The sequence below is a fragment of the Pseudokineococcus sp. 1T1Z-3 genome (assembly GCF_037482365.1).
Classification (GTDB): Bacteria; Actinomycetota; Actinomycetes; order Actinomycetales; family Quadrisphaeraceae; genus Pseudokineococcus.
The window spans coordinates 45,210-66,126 of sequence record NZ_JBBHZF010000024.1 but is presented as its reverse complement, the minus strand read 5'-3'; the positions used below and the strand labels follow the sequence as shown (position 1 = coordinate 66,126).

Annotated in this window: 21 protein-coding genes; 4 read left to right on the top strand and 17 right to left on the bottom strand. The window is 75.8% G+C overall.

Annotation, left to right across the window (positions count from 1 at the left end; genetic code table 11):
• Positions 1 to 108 precede the first annotated feature (108 nt).
• The 11 genes from WDV86_RS10315 to WDV86_RS10265 form a co-directional block, all read right to left on the bottom strand.
• The gene (locus WDV86_RS10315) at positions 109 to 1,038 is read right to left on the bottom strand and encodes a carbohydrate ABC transporter permease (RefSeq protein WP_339567544.1); all 930 of its coding nucleotides are present in this window, start codon (positions 1,036 to 1,038) and stop codon (positions 109 to 111) included.
• 245 nt (positions 1,039 to 1,283) lie between these two features.
• The gene (locus WDV86_RS10310) at positions 1,284 to 4,223 is read right to left on the bottom strand and encodes a bacterial transcriptional activator domain-containing protein (protein WP_339567543.1); all 2,940 of its coding nucleotides are present in this window, start codon (positions 4,221 to 4,223) and stop codon (positions 1,284 to 1,286) included.
• A gap of 5 nt (positions 4,224 to 4,228) precedes the next feature.
• Positions 4,229 to 4,747: a pilus assembly protein TadG-related protein gene (locus WDV86_RS10305; RefSeq protein ID WP_339567542.1), complete on the bottom strand. Its 519-nt coding sequence runs from the start codon at positions 4,745 to 4,747 to the stop codon at positions 4,229 to 4,231.
• Positions 4,747 to 5,190 (bottom strand): TadE/TadG family type IV pilus assembly protein, encoded by a 444-nt coding sequence (locus WDV86_RS10300; protein ID WP_339567541.1) that lies wholly within the window; start codon positions 5,188 to 5,190, stop codon positions 4,747 to 4,749. Before WDV86_RS10300 ends, WDV86_RS10305 begins: the two co-directional genes overlap by 1 nt.
• Complete coding sequence (locus WDV86_RS10295) at positions 5,180 to 5,656, bottom strand: TadE/TadG family type IV pilus assembly protein (RefSeq protein ID WP_339567540.1); 477 nt, start codon at positions 5,654 to 5,656, stop codon at positions 5,180 to 5,182. Before WDV86_RS10295 ends, WDV86_RS10300 begins: the two co-directional genes overlap by 11 nt.
• 7 nt (positions 5,657 to 5,663) lie before the next feature.
• Positions 5,664 to 5,912, bottom strand: coding sequence for a hypothetical protein (locus tag WDV86_RS10290; RefSeq protein ID WP_339567539.1), 249 nt, complete (start codon positions 5,910 to 5,912; stop codon positions 5,664 to 5,666).
• An 86-nt stretch (positions 5,913 to 5,998) separates the two neighbouring features.
• Positions 5,999 to 6,907, bottom strand: a complete 909-nt coding sequence (locus WDV86_RS10285) for a type II secretion system F family protein (RefSeq protein ID WP_339567538.1) — start codon at positions 6,905 to 6,907, stop codon at positions 5,999 to 6,001.
• Positions 6,904 to 7,908 (bottom strand): type II secretion system F family protein, encoded by a 1,005-nt coding sequence (locus tag WDV86_RS10280; RefSeq protein ID WP_339567537.1) that lies wholly within the window; start codon positions 7,906 to 7,908, stop codon positions 6,904 to 6,906. The genes WDV86_RS10285 and WDV86_RS10280 overlap by 4 nt, the downstream gene beginning before the upstream one ends.
• On the bottom strand, positions 7,905 to 9,203 hold the full coding sequence (locus WDV86_RS10275; RefSeq protein ID WP_339567536.1) for a CpaF family protein: 1,299 nt from the start codon (positions 9,201 to 9,203) through the stop codon (positions 7,905 to 7,907). The genes WDV86_RS10280 and WDV86_RS10275 overlap by 4 nt, the downstream gene beginning before the upstream one ends.
• Before the next feature lie 62 nt (positions 9,204 to 9,265).
• Positions 9,266 to 10,048 (bottom strand): hypothetical protein, encoded by a 783-nt coding sequence (locus WDV86_RS10270; RefSeq protein WP_339567535.1) that lies wholly within the window; start codon positions 10,046 to 10,048, stop codon positions 9,266 to 9,268.
• A 3-nt stretch (positions 10,049 to 10,051) separates the two neighbouring features.
• Positions 10,052 to 10,816 (bottom strand): SAF domain-containing protein, encoded by a 765-nt coding sequence (locus WDV86_RS10265; RefSeq protein ID WP_339567534.1) that lies wholly within the window; start codon positions 10,814 to 10,816, stop codon positions 10,052 to 10,054.
• A 278-nt stretch (positions 10,817 to 11,094) separates the two neighbouring features.
• Between WDV86_RS10265 and WDV86_RS10260 the strand changes: the two genes are divergently transcribed.
• The 4 genes from WDV86_RS10260 to WDV86_RS10245 all read left to right on the top strand — a co-directional run bounded on the left by WDV86_RS10260 (position 11,095) and on the right by WDV86_RS10245 (position 13,557).
• A complete protein-coding gene (locus WDV86_RS10260) occupies positions 11,095 to 11,388 on the top strand; it encodes a WXG100 family type VII secretion target (protein WP_339567533.1) in 294 nt (97 codons plus the stop codon).
• A gap of 159 nt (positions 11,389 to 11,547) precedes the next feature.
• A complete protein-coding gene (locus WDV86_RS10255; RefSeq protein ID WP_339567532.1) occupies positions 11,548 to 12,147 on the top strand; it encodes a hypothetical protein in 600 nt (199 codons plus the stop codon).
• A gap of 56 nt (positions 12,148 to 12,203) precedes the next feature.
• Entirely contained in the window at positions 12,204 to 12,821 is a 618-nt protein-coding gene (locus tag WDV86_RS10250; RefSeq protein WP_339567531.1) for a hypothetical protein, read from the top strand.
• Positions 12,822 to 12,936: 115 nt separating this feature from the next.
• Entirely contained in the window at positions 12,937 to 13,557 is a 621-nt protein-coding gene (locus tag WDV86_RS10245) for a hypothetical protein (protein ID WP_339567530.1), read from the top strand.
• 84 nt (positions 13,558 to 13,641) lie between these two features.
• Here the strand turns inward: WDV86_RS10245 and WDV86_RS10240 are convergent, their stop codons facing one another.
• From WDV86_RS10240 to WDV86_RS10215, 6 genes are all read right to left on the bottom strand, one after another.
• The gene (locus WDV86_RS10240) at positions 13,642 to 14,070 is read right to left on the bottom strand and encodes a cytidine deaminase (protein WP_339567529.1); all 429 of its coding nucleotides are present in this window, start codon (positions 14,068 to 14,070) and stop codon (positions 13,642 to 13,644) included.
• Positions 14,067 to 15,368 carry an ABC transporter permease gene (locus WDV86_RS10235; protein ID WP_339567528.1) on the bottom strand — a complete coding sequence of 434 codons (1,302 nt, stop codon included), beginning with the start codon at positions 15,366 to 15,368 and terminating at the stop codon, positions 14,067 to 14,069. The genes WDV86_RS10240 and WDV86_RS10235 overlap by 4 nt, the downstream gene beginning before the upstream one ends.
• A complete protein-coding gene (locus WDV86_RS10230; RefSeq protein WP_339567527.1) occupies positions 15,365 to 16,600 on the bottom strand; it encodes an ABC transporter permease in 1,236 nt (411 codons plus the stop codon). The genes WDV86_RS10235 and WDV86_RS10230 overlap by 4 nt, the downstream gene beginning before the upstream one ends.
• On the bottom strand, positions 16,597 to 18,228 hold the full coding sequence (locus tag WDV86_RS10225; RefSeq protein ID WP_339567526.1) for an ABC transporter ATP-binding protein: 1,632 nt from the start codon (positions 18,226 to 18,228) through the stop codon (positions 16,597 to 16,599). The genes WDV86_RS10230 and WDV86_RS10225 overlap by 4 nt, the downstream gene beginning before the upstream one ends.
• Positions 18,229 to 18,346: 118 nt before the next feature.
• The gene (locus tag WDV86_RS10220) at positions 18,347 to 19,429 is read right to left on the bottom strand and encodes a BMP family lipoprotein (RefSeq protein WP_339567525.1); all 1,083 of its coding nucleotides are present in this window, start codon (positions 19,427 to 19,429) and stop codon (positions 18,347 to 18,349) included.
• A 185-nt stretch (positions 19,430 to 19,614) separates the two neighbouring features.
• Entirely contained in the window at positions 19,615 to 20,886 is a 1,272-nt protein-coding gene (locus WDV86_RS10215) for an amidohydrolase (RefSeq protein WP_339567524.1), read from the bottom strand.
• Between the last annotated feature and the right edge of the window lie 31 nt (positions 20,887 to 20,917).

Sequence of the window (20,917 nt, the reverse complement as noted above, 5' to 3'; positions counted from 1 at the left end):
CGGCCCCGCTCGGCGGCTGCGTCGACGCCCGTTGGCCCGGGTCGCCCCCGCGGCTCCGCCGGTCCGACGTCGACCGGTCCTGCCTCGACGTCCGCGGCCGGGTCAGGCTCATGAGTAGTGCACCTTCCGCTCGACGAAGCGCAGCTGGGCAGCGGTGACGAGGAAGAGGGTGAGGAAGAGCACCACGGCGATGGCGGCGGCGTAGCCCGCGCGCTGGTAGGCACCGAAGGACTGCAGGTAGATCTCGAAGATGATGGTGTTCGTGCCGTGGCCGGTCGGGGTCATGGTGCGCAAGATGTCGAAGGCGTTGGTCATCGAGAAGAGGACGTTGGTGACCAGCAGGAAGAAGACCGTGGGGGTCAGCAGGGGCAACGTCACCGAGACGAAGCGGCGGACCGGCCCGGCCCGGTCGATCATCGCCGCCTCGAGGAGGTCGCGGGGGATCGTCTGCAGCCCGGCGAGGAAGACCACCGCGCAGTACCCGAGGTTCTTCCAGACGTAGACGAGGACCACCATGACCAGCGACCAGTCCGCGTCGAGGTACCACTCCGGAGAGCTGACGCCCAGGAAGCCGAGGAGGTAGGAGAGACCGCCGCGGGTGGGGTCGAAGATGAAGTTCCACACCAGGGCCACCCCGACCCCGGAGAGCACGTAGGGGGAGAAGACCGCGGTCCGGGCCGCCGTCGTGCCCGGGATCTTCTTGTCGAGCACCAGCGCGACCAGCAGCCCGAGGACCATCGAGCCCAGCACCGCCCCGGCGGTGAAGATGCCCGTGACCCGCCACACCTCGAGGCCGGAGTCGGAGGTGAAGAAGGTGGTGTAGTTCTCCAGCCCCACCGGCGTGGCGGTGGAGGACCCGAGCCGCCAGTCCAGCGTGGAGTAGTACATGTTGGACAGGAGCGGGTAGTAGATGAATGCCAGGATCAGCAGGATGTTGGGCCCTGCGAGGAGCAGGAAGAGAGACCAGTTCTTGGACTGCCGCCGCCGGCGCGCACGCACGCGAACCCGCTCCAGCTCGGCCTGCACAGCAGAGGTCACCCGTTCCCCTTCCGGTGTCGACCGCTCGACGATGCTAGAGGGGTCGTCTACCGCCAGGCCGACGGCCTGTGAACGGGGCATGAAGGGCCGGCGGCTCGGACGGTCGCCCGGGCGCCCCATCGAGCCAGCGGGTGGTCGCCGACCGACGCCCTCCTGAGAGGGCTCGCTGCGCGTCGGTCACGCACGCCCGTGCGTGCACCTGGTGCGCCGCCGCCGGCCCCGGACCCGCCGGCGCCGAGGGCGCCTCAGCCGCTCGGCGTCCCCAGCGCCAGCTCCACGAGCAGCGCCAGCGTCTCGCCGTCGGGCTCGGCGTCGGCCGCCGCCAGAGCCGCCCGCAGCGCCCGCTCGGTCTCGCGCACGTCCTGGCCGGCGGCGGCGCGGGAGGACAGGAGCAGCCGCCACAGCTCCTGGGAGGCCGGGACGGCACGCAGACCCGCGACGGCTGCGGCCTCGGCCCCCTCGTGCTCGCCGCGCCCTCCGTCCAGCCGGCCCAGGCGCAAGGCCGCGTCGACGACGAGCGTCGCCGTGCTGCGCTCGGCCCCCGTCCGCGCGAGCCAGGCGTACCGCCGCGGCGGGCGGTCCTCCAGCAGGGGCCCCCGGACGAGCGCGAGCGCCCGGCGCAGCAGCTCGCGCTCCTGCTCCGGCGGGGCCGACCGGCTGCGCCGCAGCAGGTGCACGAGGACGTCCCGGTCGACGACGGCGCCCCGACCCAGCACGAGGCGGCCGTCGTCGTCCTCCCCCAGCCGGTAGCTGCCGTCCGGCTCGCTGCCGAGGACGTCGCGGGCCCGCTCGACCACGGCGGCGCGGACGGCGAGCCCAGCGCCCTGCGGCCACACGTCGCCGCCCAGGACGGTCGGGTGCACGCCGCCGGGGTGCAGGGCGAGGTGGGCCACGACCTCCTCGACGAGCTCGCGGCGGGAGGGGTCGACCGCACCGGGCGCCTCGACGCGCAGCCCGCCGAGGACGCCGACGCGGACGTAGGCGGTCACCCATGCGGCCTCGTCGACGCCCGGGCCCGGCGGCACGGGTGGACGGTCGACACCCGACCTGCCGTCGTCGGCCGGCGCCAGGGCGCGGAAGAGGTCGGCGACCTTCTCGAGCGCCCCCTCCCCCAGGCGGTTCGCGGTGAGCTGCAGGCCGAGGGCGTCGACCTGCATCGAGCCGCCGTCGTCGACGCGCAGGCTCCACCGGGCGCCGAGCACGCTGCCGGCGGCGTCCCCGGCGACGAGGACGGCGTCCGCGCCGTCGCGGGCCAGGGGCTCGGCGACGCCGGGGGGCGGTGGCGCGCCGAGGACGACGGCGCGACGGGGCGCGGACCCCGGCGGCGCCCCGAGCCCCGTGAGCACGTCGACGCCGCGCGACGCGGAGGGCAGCAGGTCGGCGGGCTCGGCGACCACCTGCGCCCGTGGGCCCAGGTCGGCCAGCGCGGGCGGCAGGTGCCACAGCCCCACGTCCAGGCCGCGCCCCCACGGGCTCGTCACCAGCTCGGCCGCCATCGCGGCGACGACCTCGTGGGAGGCCGGGCCGCTCACCTCGACGGGGCCGCCGGCGGCGGCGAGGTCGACGAGCACGTCGCGGCCCGCCACGTCCCGGCCCAGCCCGACGAGCGCGGCGAACGGCCCGGAAGCCGTGCCGTCCTCGACGGGGTGGTCCGCGGCCCGCGAGCCCAGGTCAGCCGCCGTCACGACCCAACGGGCGCCGCCGTCCGCGGCGGTCCACGGCGACGGCGCGTCCGGGCGCGGCGGTGCGAGCCGCACCTCGACGGCGTCGTCGTCCAGGACGACGGCGTACGCCCCCGTGACGGCTGGACCGCGACGGTCGAACGTGGCGAGAGCCCGCAGGAGCAGCGCCTGGCGCGCCGGGTCGGCGCCGACCCGCAGCTGGGCCTCGGCGTCGGCGGCCGCCGCCCCCGGGTCCCGCCCGGGGACGCTGCGACGTCGCCGACGCAGCACGGCGAGCAGTCCGGCGGCGGCCAGCGCGCCCAGCCCGAGAGCCCCCTGCGCCGTCGGGATCCCGTCGGCGGCGGCGTCGACCGCCCCGGGCGTGGGCTGGGGAGCGGCCCCATCTGTGGCCCCGGACGAGGCCTCAGAGGTGGCACCGGACGAGGTCTCGTGCCCGCTCCTGCTGCCCGGCTCGCCCAGCGCGTCGGCGCCCGGCGGCTCGACCGGCGGGTGCACCGGCGGCTCGACGGGTGGCTCGACGGGTGGCTCGACGGGTGGCTCGACAGGTGGCTCAGCGGGTGGTGCGGCCACCTCGGGCGCCGGCGGGCTTGCCGGCGCGACGACCCGCTCGACCCCGACGGCGTCCTCGGGCATGACGAGCTGCCACCCGGGCTGGATGAGGCGGGCGAGCTCCAGCTCCCGGCCGTCGGCCTGCACCCGGCCCTCGTTGAGGGCGTAGATCTCGGCGTAGCGGCGGCCGTCGCCGAGCTCGCGCTCGGCGATGTCCCAGAGGTTGTCGTGGTAGCGGCCCTGGGGCGGCGCGACGGTGTACACCCGCCGGCCCACGAGCTCGACGAGCTCGGGTGGGAGCGTCGGCACGCCGCGCGCCAGCTCTCCGGTGGCCGGCTCCCCGGTCGCCCGGTCCCCCTCGGCCGGACCACCTCCGCCGACGGACCGCTCCGAGGCCGGGGCGGCCTGCTCCCCGAGCTCGGCCTGAGCGCTCGCCGCGTACCCGGCGCGCTCCGGCGAGCTGACGAGCGGGACCGCGGCAGAGGCCTGCCCGGCGACGACGCCGGAGAGCAGCAGGGTCCCGACGAGCACGCGCGCCAGCCGCTGGCTCCCCCCGGCGAGAGGCACGGGGCGCGGCAGGCCGCCGTCGCGGACCGCCGCGACCACCTCCACGGCGACGCAGACGCAGAACTGCAGCCACGCCAGCCACACCACGAGCAGGAGCACGGCGAGCAGCTGCTCGGCGCCGAGCACGCCGGTGAGGTCCGAGCGCGTCGGCAGCGACCGCGGGACGGGCGGCACCGCCTCCAGCGCCAGGAGCCCGGCCGGGACGCCCACCACCAGGGCGAGCAGCGCCAGCAGGGCGCCGGCGGCGGCCACCGGGGAGCGTCGCCCCTCGTGCGGCACCGCGGCGAAGCGCTCGGCCCCACGACCTCTGGGCCGCCCCCCGCCGGTCGTGCCGGCCGGCTGCTCCCGCCGCGCTCGTGGGCGGGTGCGCGAGACGTCGTGCGCCACGCCGATCAGCTCCCCTCGGTGGTGATGCCGACGGCCGGGGCGGCCTGCGCCGTGGCCTCGACGGAGAAGTCGCCCACGCCGACGAGCGAGAGCACCGCCGTGGGCACGCGCGCACGCGTCGTGACGACGACGGCGTCCTCGCCGGCAGCCACGGTGCAGTCGGCCGGGCCGTACCCCCGCTGGCCGCACCAGGCCGAGGCGGCCGCGGCGGCGACCTGCGGGTCCAGCCGCACCTCGCCGGTGGCGCGCAGGGCCAGCACGTCGACGGCGTCCGCGCCGGCCCGGGCCGCCTGCTCGGCGTCGTCGGCGGCGCTCGCCCGGGCGTTGATGGCCTGGCCGCCGTCGTGGACGAGCCCGCCGAGCAGCAGCAGCAACGGGGCCGCGAGCACGAGGAAGGTGGAGGCGGCGGCGCCTCGCTCCTCGGTCCCACGCACCCGGCGCACGCGTGCACGCACGCCGTCCCCGGGTGTCTCCTGCGGCAGCCTGTGCTGCGTCGCAGCCGGTCTCAGGTCGGGGCGCGTCATCAGCCGGTCCTCCGGTAGGTCTCGAGCGGGGCCGCGCCGGTGGCCTCCAGGGTCAGCGACGGCCCGAGGCCCAGACCGGCGAGCGTCCGCATCGGCACGGTGCAGCGGACGGTCACCTCGACCAGGCCGCCGGGGGCGAACCGCCCGCCCGTGGTCGCCGGCTCGCACACGTAGTCGGGGGTCGCGACGGCGTCCAGGGCCGCCTGCGCGGCGGCGCCGGCTGCCTGCGGGGTGCGCTCGAAGGACGCGGCGCGGGCGGCGTCCCGGGCGGCGGAGTCGACGTCGCCCTGCAGGAGCGCGACCCGCCCCATCGCGAGCACGAGGACGACGAGGAGCACGAGCAGGGGCGCGACGAGCACGACCTCCGCCGACATCGAGCCGCGGTCGCCGGCGTCGTCCCCCGTCCGCCTGCGGGCCGGGGGGAACAGTGCCTCAGGTGTCACCGCGGAACACCTCCACGGGCCCCTCGGCGACCTGGGTGATGCGCCCGCCCAGCGCCGGTACGAGCGCGTTCGCCTCGGCGGTGACGGTGGCGCGCACCGTGAGCCCGCCGTCACCCGCGACGACCTGCACGTCGGCGCTGCGGAGCACGCCGGCGCCGACGGTCTCGGCGTAGGCCTGCCCCCGGGCGGCGGCCGCCCCCAGGGCCGCCGGGTCCCCGCCGCCCGTGCGGGCGACCCTCGCGGCCTCGCGGGCGGCGGCGAGCGCCGCCTGGTTGCCGAGCATGACCTGACCCACCTGGACGCCGGCGAACAGCAGCGCCAGCAGGAGCGGGACGAGGACGACGAGCTCGACCGAGGTGGCCCCGCGGTCCCCGCCGCGACGCGGCGCGGCGGTCCGTCGGCGGGGCCGCCGCGTCCACGGCGACGTCGCCGCGGCCGGGCACCCGGCGAGGACGACGGGGGTCACGGCAAGCTCAGCCCTTCGGGATGTCGACGGTGATCGAGCGGGCGTTCGAGACGACGAGGTCGCGGATGACCACGGCCACGACCCCGACCACCACGACGACGACGGCGGTGATGAGCACCCACTCGATGGCGGTGGCACCCTGCTGCGGGGCGGCGCGCAGGGCAGCCAGTCGGGGCTCGAGCACCGCGTGCCACCACCAGGTGAGGGCGACCACGAGGGCGAGCGGCAGGTCGAGGGCGGTGCGGGCGGGGCTCATGGGTCTCTCCTGGAGGTTTCCGGACGTCGGGTGGCACGGGGATCAGAGGGGGACGGGGATCAGGCCGAGCTGGCGTCGGTCGGCGCTCACTGCGTGATCCGGGCCAGGGCCGGGTAGAGCAGGAAGAGCAGGAAGCCGGCGGCCAGCAGCAGCTGGGCCACGACCATGGACTGCGAGCGCTCCTGGGCCGCGCCTTCGAGCTCGGCGATCTCCTTGCGGCGCAACGACTCCGCGCGGGCCGAGAGCGACTCCTTGACCTTGGCCCCGTCCTCGGCGACCAGCGCCAGGGCCGCACCGAGGTCGACGAGCTCCTCGACGCCGACGTCGGCGCCGAGACGACCGAGGGCGTGCCACGGCGTCGTGCCCTGCAGCCGGGCGTCCAGCAGCGCGCGACGGATGGCCGCCATGGCCGGTGCGTCGCTCACCGCCGCCGCGGTCGCCAGCGCCTCGGGGACGCCGCGCCCGCCGGCGAGGCTCATGGCCACGAGGTCGAGGAAGGCGCCGACGACGTGCCGGAAGGCCCGGCGCTGCTCGGTGGCCTGGCTCCGGACGACGAGGGTCGGCAGGAGCAGCCCGCCGACGGCGAGCACGAGCGAGGCGAGCACGGGGACGGCGCCCACGGAGACGCCGGTGGCCACCGCGAGGACCCCGAGCACGGCGGGCAGCACGAGACCGAGGACGCCGGCGAGCGCGCTCGTCGCGAGGTGCGTCTCGACGGAGGTCCCGGTGACGGCGAGGTCCGCCCCGACCCGTCCGAGCCGGACACCTCTGCGTTCCAGCACCTCTCGGAGGACGGCGCCGACCCGGCGGACGACGCGGCGCTCCCCCGCGCGGCCCTCCTCGGCCTCCATCGCGCTCGTGCGGCGGGCCCGCAGCCGGTCGGCGTCCAGGCGCGCGAGCGTGGCGGCACCGGTGGCCGTCGGCCCGACCAGCGTGCGCACGAGCAGCAGGAGGCCCGCCCCCACGACGGCGCCGCCGAGCAGGACGCCGATCACGACGTCACCTCGCCGGCGCCGCGGACGCCGACCTGCCGCGGCGGCCGGCCCGCGGGCGCGGGGGCCCGGCCGGCCAGCTGCTCGCCCGCCGGGCCGGTGAGCAGCCGCGCCGGCGTCACGTGCGTGGCCAGGCGGCGCATCCACCAGAAGCCGGCGACGAAGAGGGCGACGACGACGGCGAGCACCAGCTGCCCGAGCGCGGTGGAGTACGGCTCGACGTAGGTGCGGTTGAGCACCGAGAGCCCGCCGACGAAGGCGATGGTGACGACCATGATGATGAGCACGCTGCGGCGGGTGCTGCGACGGTCGGCCTCGACCCGACGACGGGCGTCGATCTCCTCGCGCACCGACGCGGCGAGCGAGGAGAGCACCATCCGCAGGCCCGGACCGCGCAGCCGGGCGTTGAGCACGAGCGCCGCGACGACGAGGTCGGCCGTGGCGTCGTCGAGCTCGTCGCCGAACCGCAGGAGGGCCTGCGGCAGGGGCGTCCTGACGGCGAGCCGGTCGGCGAGGGTCCGCAGCGGCGGGGCGATCGAGGGTGCTGCGGCGTAGGCCGTCGCGGGGATGGCCTGCTCAAGCCCGACCGCCCCGGCGATGGTGTCGCGCAAGGACTCCGTCCACGCGGCGAGGCCCTCCAACCGCTCGACCTGCTGGCGCTCCTCGCGCGCCCCGCCGAAGAGCTGCCCGCTCACGAGCCCGAGCCCGGCGGCCGTCAGGGCGGCGACGGGCCAGCGGGTCACGGCGAGGACGACGAGGCCGGCGACCAGCGCGAGCGGCACGCGCCGGCCGGCCGCACCCGCGACGCGCCGCGCCTGCGCGAGCAGCGACGACGACCCGCTGGAGGCCCCCTCCGCCGGTCGCAGCGCCGGCACGAGGGCCCGCGCCAGCAGGAGCAGCCCGCCGCCGGTGGCGGCGCCGGCGGCGACCGCGAGGACCAGCGACGTCGTCGTCGCTCCCCCGACCGCCGGCAGGCCTGCGGTGACGGCGAGCACGCCGCTCACAGCACGCCCACCGGCAGCCGGTAGCCGTGCTCGGCCAGCTCCGCGGCGCAGGCGAGCGGCGCGGCGGGGACGGCCAGGCCGTCAGGCCCGGCGACGAAGACCTCGCTGGACAGGACCCGGCCGTCGACGCCGTTGACCTCCCGCACGCTCGTCACGGTGCGCCGCAGCGTGCCGCCGGCGGCGTAGTCGTTGCGGCGCTCGACGAAGACGACGAAGTCGACGGCGCCGGCCACGAGCATCGCCGTCGCCTCGGCGGGCAGGCGCTCGCGGGACTGGATGGCGTACGTCGAGATGCGGTTGAAGACCTCGAGGGAGCTGTTGGCGTGGATGGTCGACAGGGAGCCGTCGTTGCCCTGGCTCATCGCGTTGAGCATCGTGACGATCTCGTCGCCGAGGACCTCCCCGACGATGACGCGGCTGGGGTTCATCCGCAGGCTGCGCCGCACGAGCTCGGCCATGGTCACCGCGCCGCCGCCCTCGGAGTTGGGCAGCCGCTCCTCGAGGGCGACGACGTTGGGGTGCAGGTCGGGGTAGTCCCCGAGCCCGAGCTCCAGGGCTCGCTCGACGGTGATGAGCCGCTCCGCCGGGTCGATCTCGTGCGCCAGGGCGCGCAGGAGCGTCGTCTTCCCGGCGTTGGTGGCGCCCGCGACCATGATGTTCTTGCGCGCCGCCACCGCGGCCGAGCAGAAGCCCGCGAGCTCGGCCGTCATCGAGCCACCGTCGACGAGGCCGTCGAGGCTCACGCGCGTCACCCGGGCCCGCCGGATCGACAGCGACGGCCGCGCGCACACGCCCATGACCGCTGACAGCCGGCTGCCGTCGGGCAGCCGCAGGTCCAGCTGGGGGTTGGCGGAGTCGAAGGGCCGCGAGGCGAGGCCGGAGTAGGCGCCGAGGAGCTGCACCAGCTCGACGAGCTCGTCGTCGCTGTCGGCGACCGGCGGCATCGCCTCCTCGCGCCCGTCCGCGTAGCCGACGAACACCCGGTCGCAGCCGTTGATGTCGACGTTCTCGACCATCGGGTCGTCCAGCAGGGGCTGCAGGCGCCCGACGCCGAAGAGCGCGGCGTGGATGCCGGCGGCCAGCTCCTCGTCCTCGGCCGCGGTGAGCGGCGAGCGTCCGCCGGCGAGCTCGCCGCGGGCGTGCTGGTCGAGCACGCGGCCGATGACGGCGCGGGCGAACTGGCGCTCGTCCTCCCCGCTCATGGGGGCGACGCCGGAGGAGGCGTCCTCGCGGCGCTGGCGCGCGAGGACGTCGGCGGTCTCCTCGCGCAGGCGGCGCAGGAGCAGCTGGTCCACGGGGACTCCTCCGGGTGAGGTCAGGTTGGGTCAGGTCGGGTCGGGCTGCACCGCAGGGCTGCTCAGCGGCGGGCGAGCACCGGGGCGGGGGTCGTGCGCCGCTCGGCGAGCGCGAGGACGCCCGGGAGCAGGCTCCGGCCGGACCGGACGAAGGACGTGCGACCGGCGCCAGGGCGGGCGGTCTCCAGGGCGCGGACGCCGCGGGCGTCCTCGGCGATCACCCCGAGCACCGGCACGCCCGCCCCGCCGCTGGCCAGCAGCGCCTCGACGTCGGCGGCGGCGCGCGGGTCGCGCTCGCCGGCCCGCACGACGACCCCGAGCGGCACCCCGCCGGGCTCGCCGAGACGCAGCGGCTCCGCCAGCGTGGCGAGGCGCTCGCGCAGGTGCGCGAGCGCGGTGACGTCGGCTTGGACGACGAGCACGACGGCGTCCGCGCCGGCGAGCACCGGCATGAGCGCCGCCCCGGGCAGCACCCGGCCGCAGTCGGCGACGACGTCCCGGTCGGCGGGGTGCAGCGCCGCCGCGACGCTGCCCCACACGGGCCCGAGCCCGGCGACCTGCTCGGGGGCGCTGACGCCGACGAGGACGTCGAGGCCGCCGGCGACGGGCTGCAGGTGCGGTGCCAGCGCGACGTCGGCGCCCCGGCGCACGGCCGCGCCGAGGGAGAGCAGGCCGCGGTCCTCCAGCAGCGGCGTGCCCTCCGGCGACCGGTACCGCAGGGCGACGTCCCCGCCCGCCGGGTCGACGTCGGCGAGGGCGACCTCCCGGGGCCACAGGGAGGCGAGCAGCACGGCGAGGGCGGTCGCCCCCGGGGAGCCCTTGGCGCTGGCGACGGCGACGAGCACGGCTCAGCCCGCCCGCTCGACCAGGACGAGGGCGAGCTGGCCAGCCGCCGCCGCCGCGGCGACCTCCGGCGCCTCGACGGCGTCCACGAGGACGGTGGCGACGGGCGTGCCGCTCGCCGTCGTCCCCTCCTGCGCACCGCTGCTGGTGGCCGAGACCCTCGCCCGGTCCACGAGCACCTCCCCGGTCCCGTCCACGACACGCACGAGCTGGACGACGTCGCCGGTGGCGAGCCCCTGGGCCGGCACGCGGTCGCCGGGCACCGGCACGCCGACGGCGACGGAGCCCCCGGCGAAGGGGTCCTGCCGGTTGAGCATGGCGGTGTCGAGGAGCCGCCCGGCGGGGATCTCCTGGACGGCGTAGGTGCCGACGACCGACGCGACGCCGGCGGCCGGGACGAGGTCGAGGCCCTCGGCGGAGACCTGGCGCTCGACGAGGTCGGCCTCCGTGAGGCGCTCGCCCACCGCGACGTCGCGCGCGGCGACCAGCACGGCGACCCGGTCGTCCGCGCGCAGCGCGACGAGGCCGGCCACCGCGGCGCCCCCGACGACGAGGAGGACGGCGAGCGCCGCCATCGCCGGCCGCCGCTCCCGCGGGGGCGCCGGGAGCCGCTCGGACGCTTCCGCCTCGCGGGCGCTGCGCAGGCCGCGGGCGGTCCGGGCGCGCTGGCGGTCGCGCGGGGCGTCACCCGCCTCGGCGCGCCGCTGCCGGGTGCCCGCCTGCTGGGTACCCCTCTGCGGGATGCCCGCCTGCTGCGTGCTCGTCGCCATCGGCGCCTCCTCTGGTCGGGCGCGGCCCCCCGCGCACCTGTCGGCAGGTCCGGTCGAGACGCTCGAGCCGGTCACCCGCCGTGACGACGCTAGGGCGCCGGCGCCCGCTCCCGTCACCCTCGGGCGAGGAGTTCGCCCGTCCGGGCGCACGTGGGGCCTGCACGCCACCGAGGTGGGTGACGCTGCGCGGCAAGCCTTCCCCCGCTCGGCGTCGCCCTCCTACCGTCGAGCCAGCCTCGCGGCAGCAGCCGCGGGGACCACAGAGGGAGGGGCAGCACATGGCTGGTGGGGTGCACGTCGAGCACGAGGCGCTCGCCGCGCAGGCGAGCAACCTGGCGGCGACGAAGGGCGAGCTGGAGTCCGTCCTGACGCGCCTGCAGGGGCAGATCCAGGAGCTCGTGTCGAGCGGGTTCGTCACCGACTCGGCGTCCGTGAGCTTCGGGGAGGCGCACGAGCGCTGGACGACGGCGGCCCGCGCCACGGTCGTCGAGCTGGAGACGATGGGCAGCTACCTGGGCTCGGCCTCCGAGGCCTTCGCCAGCGTCGACCAGCAGTTCACCGTCCGGCTCTGACGGACGTCGCCCGACCCCCGATCCGCCGGCTGGACCCACGGACGGGCCGCACCACCTGACCACGACGGGACCCATCTCTGTGCTGAGCGGACTAGTCGACGTGCACATGAAGCTCGAAGCGGAAGAGGTCTACGAGGGACGGCAGACCTGGGACGAGAGGTGAGGCGCTCCTACCTGGCCCCCGCCCTGGCCGTCTCCCTGCTCCTCGGGTGCGCGAGACTGCCCGAGGCCCCGGCGTTCCTTCTGCAGCCGGCGGACCTGGAGGGCGTCGAGGTCGTCGAGGCCGTCGAGGCCGTCCTTCCGATGGGCAGCTTCTTGCCCTGCCAGGTCCTCGGTGACCCCCAGCGCCATGTCTGGGGCACCGGTGTGCACGTCGAGTACCGCGTCGAGGTCGACGACGCCGCCGGCTTCGTCATCAGCGGTGCCTTCGCCCCCGCCGACGAGCTCGCCACCGAGCTGCTGGACTTCCTCGACGGCGCGGCCAGCGCCTGCCGCTCAGACGTCGAGGTGGTCCTCGACGAGGGCGCCGCGGCCGCCGTCGCCGACGCCGCAGACGTGGACGAGGCCGACGTGAGGGTCCTGAGGTCCGGGCCCGGCTGGACACCGAACTGGCGCGCCTACGTCCTGCTCGACGACGGCCGCCTGGTCGTCGTGCAGGCCGGCGGCACCGACGTCGTCGCGGCCATCGACCTGCCCGCGACCACCGCTGCCGCCGTCAGCCACCTGCGCGACCACCACGAGAACCCGACCGCCCCATGAAGGCGCCCCTCCCTCCGCACTAGGTGAGCCGGTGGTCCTCGGTCGGCCTCTCTCTCGTGTGCGCCGGGCTCCTCCTCGGGTGCTCCTCCGGCCCGCGGGTCCCGGCGGGCTTCCCCCACCCCGAGGACCTCGGCGCCCCACCGGACGTGCACGTCTACGCCGGCGACCAGCTCAACGACCTGGGCGTCTGCCCCTTCGACGTCGAGGTCGTGGGCGGCCTGGGTTCCTTCCGCGGGGCGCAGGTCGTCTACCTGTCCGACACCCGCGTGGTCGCCGTCCTGCTCAGCGACCTCACCGACGCCGAACGGGCCCAAGACCTCGTCGCGGAGGTCCAGGACTCGACCGGACCGTGCTCACGCGAGCACAACACGCTCGCCGACGACCCGATGATGGCCGCGACCATCGCCCACGCCACCGGCGTCCAGCCCGACGACGTGACCGTCCAGCGCAGCCTCTGGTACGACGTCGTCGACCTGTCCACCGTCGTCCGGCGCTCGGGCCGCTCCGTGGTCTCCCTCGGGGACGGACGCCTGGTCATGGTCACGATGTCCGACGAGCCCGACGGGCAGGACCCCGACGACCTCGCCCAGATCACCACCACTGCCGTCACCAGCGCCCGCACCATCGACGACGTGCCCGATCACGACGACATCCCCGACTTCGACGACCGCTGACCCTTGACCCCCCAGGGCCACCAGGCACGGCCCGCAAGGCCCCAGCCACGACGTCGACCACCGACTACAGCCCGTCCACTCCTGCGACGACACGGAAAGGGAGCGAAGAGGAGTGATGAGAAGAACTCCGCTGGGCCCCGTCGCCCTCGCCGTCGCCGTCCTGCTGGCCGGCTGCGCCACCGAGGAGGCGCCCAGCCCCTACCTCCAGCCCGGCGACGTCGTCAGTCGCGGCGACGTCGAGGTCGTCCTCGACGAGCCGACGACGCTCTCCTTCGGCCGCGGGGCGCCCTGCTACGTGCGGGGCGCCCCGGAGCCTGACATGGGCTCGAGCGGGGACTACGTGGTCTACGAGGTCACCGACCGCCAGGACGGGCAGGACGTGGACGGCGGCCTCATGTCCGCGGCGCTGGCCCCCGAGCCGGAGGTGCTGCAGCGCCTGCCCGCCTACCTCGACGCCGCCCCGGACGCGTGCCTGTCCGACATCGTGGTCGAGCTGGACCAGCAGGCCGCCGACGAGGTCGCCGCGGCCGCCGAGGTCCCCGTCGACGACGTCCGGGTGCTGCGCCGCCCGATCGACGAGCTCTGGCGGGCCTACGTGATCGTCGACGGACGCGTCGCGGTGGTCCAGGTCGACGGCCCGGGTGTGGCCGACGCCGTCGACCTGACCTCGACCGTGGCCGCCGCCGTCGCGCGCCTGCGGGACTACCCCGGCGACCTGCCCCCGCAGGACAGCTGACCCGGCGGCGTCACCGGGGAGCGTCCACGAACAGGCAGGCACGAGGCACAGGGCTCTCGGAGGGCCGCGGCGGACGCCGAGCCGTCACCGCCCCCGCAGGTCCTCGACGCCGAAGGCCTGCGGCAGCACCGCCGTCATGGGCACCACGCCCTCGGGGGTGTCGAGCAGGCACGTGGGGCCGCCGTTCTCCCACAGCAGCTGGCGGCACCGCCCGCACGGCATCAGCGCCGTCCCGGACCGGTCCACGCACGCGACCGCGACCAGCCGCCCGCCACCGGTCGCGTGCAGCGCGCTGACCATGCCGCACTCGGCGCACAGCGTGACGCCGTACCCGGCGTTCTCCACGTTGCAGCCGACGACGACGCGCCCGTCGTCGACCAGCCCCGCCACCCCGACCGGGAACCCGGAGTAGGGCGCGTACGCGCGCGCCATGACGTCGGTCGCAGCCGCCCGCAGGGCGTCCCAGTCGACGTCGCGGGCGTGGGCGGCGTCGCCGGCCGGTGCGTCGCTCACTTCTCGTACGGCGTCCCGGCCGCCGCCGGGCCGCGCACCCGGCCCGCGAGCCCGGCGACGGCGAAGATCGTCGCGAGGTACGGCGCCATGAGCAGGAACTGGCTGGGGATCGGCGTCCCGATCACCGAGAGGATGTTCTGCAGGTTCGACGCGAAGCCGAAGAGCAGCGCGGCGCCCAGCGCCCCCAGCGGGTGCCACCGGCCGAAGATCATGGCCGCGAGGGCGATGTACCCGTTGCCCGCCGTCATCTCCCGGTTGAACGCGAGTCCGGCGGCTGACGCCCCCAGGGTGAAGGACGCGCCGCCCAGCCCCGCGATGGCCCCGCCCAGGACCACGGAGCGGAAGCGCGTGCGCTGCACGGGGATGCCGACGGTGTCGGCGGCCTTGGGGTGCTCTCCCACCGCCCGCACCCGCAGGCCCCACCGGCTGCGGAAGAGCATGACGGTCAGTGCGGCGACGACGACGTACATGAGGTAGACGAGCAGGTTCTGCCCGAACAGCACCGGCCCCACGACGGGGATCGAGTACAGCAGCGGGACCTGGATCTGCGGCAGCCCCGTGGGGGAGTTCCACCCGGGGTTGTCCGCGAGGACCGTCGAGAAGAGGAAGCTCGTCAGGCCGATGGCGAAGACGTTGAGGACGACGCCGACGATGATCTGGTTGACCAGGTACCGGACGGTGAAGACCGCGAGCAGGAAGCCGATGAACATCCCCCCCACCGGCGCGGCCAGCAGCCCGACGTAGGCCGTCCCGGCGAGCGACGCCGCGACCGCGCCCAGGAAGGCCCCCAGCAGCAGCTGCCCCTCGATGGCGATGTTGACGACGCCGGAGCGCTCGCTCACGACGCCGGCCATCGCCCCGAAGACCAGCGGCGCACCGAGCAGCAAGGTGCCGCCGAGCAGGCTGACCAAGGAGATCCGCGAGCCGGTGACCACCCACACGAGGAACGCGAGCACGAGCAGGACGCCGTAGACCGGCACGACCCACCTCGGGGTGAGCCTGCCGGCGGCCGTGGACGCGACCGAGAAGGCCGCGAGCCCCGCGCACCCGAGCAGCAGGACCAGCGCCGCCCAGCGGCTCGGCAGCACCAGGTCGGGCAGCTGGACGACGTCCTGCGCGCTGGCGACCACGAAGGTCGTCGTCCCCCCCTCGGCGAGCACGACGAAGAACAGGACCCCGACCACGGCGAAGGCGGACATGACGACGGCGCCGCGCCGCGAGGGGCGCGGGCCGTCAGGCCCGGCGGCGGTCTGCGAGCCGGCGCTGGGCGCCGTGCTCGTCGCGGACGGCAGGCTCATGCGCCGGCCCCCCGCGGGGTCTTGAGCCGGAAGATCGCCCGCACCAGCGGCGGCGCGGCGATGAAGAGCACGATGAGCGACTGGACGACGAGGACGATGTCCACCGGCGTCCCGGTGCGCGCCTGCATCGAGATGCCGCCCGCCTGCAGCGCCCCGAAGAGCAGCCCCGCGAGCACGACGCCGAGCGGGCGGGAGCGGCCGAGCAGGGCCACCGTGATGGCGTCGAAGCCGAAGGAGCCGGCGATGCCCGCCGTCAGGGAGTCCTCCGTGCCGAGCAGGTGCACGGCCCCGGCCAGCCCCGCCAGGCCGCCCGAGAACAGCATGACGACGACGAAGGACGTCGGCACCGAGATCCCCGCCGTCCGCGCGGCGGCCGGGTTGGCCCCCACCGCGCGCAGCGAGAAGCCGATGGTGCTGCGCTCCAGCAACCACCACACGAAGACCGCCGCGAGCAGCACGAGCAGGAAGCCGGCGTGCAGGCGGAAGCTCGGGCCCAGCAGCAGCGGCAGCTGTGCGGAGTCCGCGACGGGCGGGGTGATGGGGTTCGCCTGGTTCTCGCGCTGGAAGGCCTCGAGCGTCAGCAGGTAGTCCGCCAGCCGCAGCGCCACGTAGTTGAGCATGATCGTCACGATGACCTCGTGGGCGCCGGTGCGGGCCTTCAGCGCCCCGACGACCCCGCCCCACAGCGCCCCGCCGACGATGCCGCCGAGCAGCGCGAGCAGCAGGTGCACCCCGACCGGCAGGTCGAGCGCGAAGCCGACGTAGGCCGCGAGGAGGGCCCCGATGATGATCTGCCCCTGCGCGCCGATGTTGAAGAGGCCGGCGCGGAAGCCCAGCGCCACCCCGAGCCCCGCGGCGATCAGCGGCGTCGCGACCGTGAGGGTCTCGGTGAGGGGCCGGACCACCCGCGCCGGGGTGGCGGCCGTCCAGTCGAGGACGGCGCCCTGCACCAAGGCCGTGTACGCCCCGCCGACCGCGGAGGCGAGGGCGACGAAGAAGTCGCTGGGGCGCGCCGTGAGGTAGGTGGCCGTCTCCTGGACGTCCGGGTCGGCGACGGCGATGAGCACGGCCCCGACGACGAGCGCGAGGACGACCGAGAGCACCGACAGCAGCACCGGCCCGTCCCGCAGCTCGGCCAGCGCCGTGGCGAAGCGCCCCGGCTCGCGGCCGGGTGGCGGCGACTGCTGGTCAGGCTGCTCGCCCTGGGTCTGCGTCTGCTGGGCGCTGCTCACGCGCTCTCCTGCCGCTCGGGTCGGCCGCCGGCCGCGGCGACCGCCGCCGCCTCGTCCGTGCCCGTGCTGCGGTCGTCGGCCCGACCAGCACGGGCCCGGCCCCCCTGGACCCGGACCTGCTCGCGGGCCTCGTCCTCGGGCACGCCCGCCATCATGAGGCCGAGGACGTCCCGCTCGGTGTCGCCGTCGACGACCCCGATGACCGTGCCGCGGTACATGACGGCGATGCGGTCGGCCAGCTGCAGCACCTCGTCCAGCTCGGTGGAGACGATGACGACGGGCGTCCCCGCGTCCCGCTCGGCGACGATCCGCTGGTGCACGAACTCGATCGACCCGACGTCGAGGCCCCGGGTCGGCTGCGAGGCGATGAAGAGCTCCAGGTCCCGCGAGAGCTCCCGCGCGAGCACGACCTTCTGCTGGTTGCCGCCCGACAGCGTGCCGACGGGCGCCTCGACTCCGGTGGTGCGGACGTCGAACTCCTGCACCTGCTTCTCCGCGTTCTCCCGGATCGCGGTGCGGCGCAGGCTGAGACCGCTGCGGTACGCCGGTGACCGGGTGAGGTCGAGGACGAGGTTCTCGGCCACGGTCAACGTGGCGACGACGCCGTCGGTCGAGCGGTCCTCAGGGACGAAGCCGACCCCGGCGTCCAGGACGCCGCGCACGCCGAGGCCGAGCAGCTCGCGGCCCCCGAGCGTCACCGACCCGGACTCGGCGTCGACGAGCCCGAGGACGGCCTCGGCGAGCTCGCTCTGGCCGTTGCCGTCCACCCCCGCCACGGCGAGGATCTCCCCGCGCGCCACGGACAGGGAGACCCTGTCGACGGCGCGGGCGCCGCGGGGGTCGCGCACCACCAGGTCGGAGATCACCAGGTGTGCCTCCCCCGGCTGGGCGGGAGCCTTCTCCACCCCCAGGCTCACCGAGCGGCCCACCATGAGGGAGGCCAGCTCGTTCTCCGACGTCTCCGGGTCCGCGGTGCCGACGACCGCGCCCCGGCGGATGACGGTGATGCGGTCGGCGACCTCGCGGACCTCGCGCAGCTTGTGGGTGATGAAGACGACCGACGTCCCGTCCGCCTTGAGCTGCCGCATGATCTCGATGAGCTCGTCGGTCTCCTGCGGCGTCAGGACGGCGGTCGGCTCGTCGAGGATGAGCACCTTCGCGTCACCGACGAGCGCCTTGATGATCTCCACGCGCTGCTGGACCCCGACGGGCAGGTCCTCGATCCGCGCGTCGGGGTCGACGCCGAAGCCGTACTGGTCGGAGACCTCCCGCACCTGGGCGCGGGCGGCGTCGAGGTCGAGCAGCAGGCCCTTGGTCTTCTCGTGACCGAGCACGACGGACTCGGCGACGGTGAAGACAGGCACGAGCATGAAGTGCTGGTGGACCATGCCGATGCCGGCGTCGATGGCCTCGCCCGGGCCGTCGAAGGTCATCTCCTCGTCGTCGACGAGGATCTTCCCCTCGTCGGGCTGGTAGAGCCCGTAGAGCACGTTCATCAACGTGCTCTTGCCGGCGCCGTTCTCCCCCAGCAGGCAGTGGATCTCGCCGGGCTCGACGACGAGGTCGATGCTGTCGTTGGCCGTCAGCGAGCCGAAGCGCTTGGTGATGCCTCGCAGCTCCAGCTTCACCGGCGTCCTCCCGCTCCTCGTGCGTGCGTCCCCGTCGTGCTGGCGCCCTCGGCCGAGGCCTGGACGCCTCGGCGGCGCCGACCCGGCTCGGGTCGGCGCCGCCCTGGCGCGTGGTCGATCAGCCCGGCGACGAGGCCGAGTCGACCGTGACCTCGCCGGAGATGATCTGCTCCTGCAGCTCGGCCACCTGGTCTTGCAGCTCCTGCGGGACGGCGTCGGCGAAGTCGTGGTAGGGCGCGAGGGAGACCCCGCCGTTCTCCAGCGTCCCGACGTAGGGCTCGCTGGTGAAGCTGCCCTCGACGCCCTCGGAGATCGCCTCCTCGACGGCCGCGCCGATCTCCTTGATGACGCTGGTGAGGATGATGTCGCCGTAGTCGGTGCTCTCGAAGCCGTCGGTGTCGACCCAGATGACGCTGACGCCGTCAGCGCCCTGGGCGGCCGAGGCGGCCCCGAGCCCGACCGGCCCCGCCACCGGCAGGATGATGTCGGCGCCCTGGTCGATGAAGTTCTGGGTCGTGTTGACGCCGTTGGTCTGGTTCTCGAAGTCACCGGTGAAGGAGCCGGTCTGCGCGTCGACGTCCCAGCCCAGCACCGTCGTGTCGGAGCCGTTCTCCTCGTCGTAGTACGCCGCGCCGAGGGCGAAGCCGTCCATGAAGACGGTGACCGACGGGATCTGCAGGCCGCCGAAGGTGGCGATGGTGCCGGTCTCGGTCATGCCCGCCGCGACGTACCCGGCGAGGAAGGAGGCCTGCGCGGTGTCGAAGAGCAGCGGCTTGAGGTTGTCGTAGGACTCCTCGGTGGCCGCGTCGACGAGCGCGTAGCTGAGGTCGGGGTTGGCCTGCGCGGCCTCCGCGGTCGAGTCGGCGAGCAGGAAGCCGACACCGACGGTGAGGTCGCACCCGAGCTGCACCGTCTGGTCGATGTTCTGCTCGAAGTCCGCCGCGGTCTGGGACTCGATCTCCTGCACGGTGACGCCGAGGGACTCCTCGGCGGCGCTGGCGCCCTCGCTGGCGGACTGGTTGAAGGACTGGTCGTCGAAGCCGCCCTGGTCGGAGACGAGGCAGGCCGTGTAGTCGCTGCCGGCGTCGCTGTCGGCGCCCGGGTCGGGGGTCGTCGCGTCAGGCTCGGGGGCGTCGCCGCAGGCGGTGAGCGTCAGGGCGAGCGCGCCGACGATGGCGGCGCCGCGCAGGGTCTTCGTCACGGTGGGTCCTCCTCGCGCTCCCGGGTCGGTCCTCGGGATCGCCGGACTATAGGCAGCGGCGACGGCCCGCGGGGCACCGCCGCCCCCGGTCGGTGCGAGGGAGACCGGACCGTGACTCGGGTGGCGTCGGCGGGGCGGGCGGCGTCGGCGGGGCGGGCGGCCTCGGCGGGGCGGGCGGCCGCGGCTCAGCCGAGCAGCGCCACGGCCAGCAGCAGCCGCACGCCGACCTCGATCGCGTCCTCGTCGGCCCTGAAGTCACCCTGGTGCAGGTCGTAGGAGCGACCGCCCGGGGTGCGGGTGCCCAGGCGGGCGAGGGCGCCCGGCGCGCCGTCCTGCAGGTACCAGCCGAAGTCCTCGCCGCCGAGGCTCTGCTCGGTACGGGCCTCGGCACCCTCGGCCAGCACGAGGCGGGCGGCGTGCTGGAGGGCCCGCACGCTCTCCTCGTCGTTGTCGACCGGCGGCACGCTGGGGGTGACCTCGACGGTCGCCTCGACGTCGTAGGGCGCGGCGACGCCGGCCACGACCTCCTGCAGCAGCTGGCCGGCCTGCTTCCAGGCGGCCACGTCCAGCACCCGCAGGGTCCCCTCGACGCACCCCTCGGCGGGGATGGCGTTGGCCGCCCCACCGGCCTCGATCCGGCCCCACGTGAGGTTGACGCCCGTCCGCGGGTCCAGCCGCCGCGAGAGGACGCCGGGCAGCGACGTCACGACCTGCCCGAGGGCGAAGACGAGGTCCCCGGTGAGGTGCGGGCGGGAGGTGTGCCCGCCGCGCCCGCTCAGGCGCACGAGCACGTGGTCGGACGCCGAGGTGATCGGCCCGTGCCGCAGCCCGACGCCGCCGACGTCGAGGCGGGGGTCGCAGTGCACGGCGTAGAAGCGGTGGACCCCGTCGAGGACGCCGGTCGCGAGCACGTCCAGCGCCCCGCCGGGGGTGATCTCCTCGGCGGGCTGGAACAGCAGGCGCACGCGACCGGGCACGGCCCCGCGGGCCTGCGCCTGCGCCAGCGCCAGCCCGACGCCGAGGACGACCGCCGTGTGCACGTCGTGCCCGCACGCGTGCGCCACCCCGGGCGACGTCGAGGCGAAGGGGACGCCGCTCGTCTCGGTGAGGGGCAGGGCGTCGAGGTCGGCGCGCAGCACGACCGGTGCGGCGTCGGCGTCGCCGACGTCGCAGACGAGCCCGGTGCCGGGCAGCAGCTGGGGCCGCAGGCCGGCCGCCACGAGCCGGTCGGCGAGCACCTGGGTCGTGCGGTGCTCCCGGCGGCCCAGCTCGGGGTGGGCGTGCAGGTCCCGGCGCAGCTCGACGAGCTCGGCGACCAGCGGGGGCACCAGCTCCTCCACGAGCCCGGCGACGACCTCGTCCCGGGCCAGGCCCGCGGGCACGGAGGACGGCAGGACCGGGGCGGGCACGACCGGGGCGGGGGCGGGAGGCGCGTCGCTCGGGTCGGGGCTCGTCACAGGCGGCGACGGTATACCGGTCCGGTGCCCG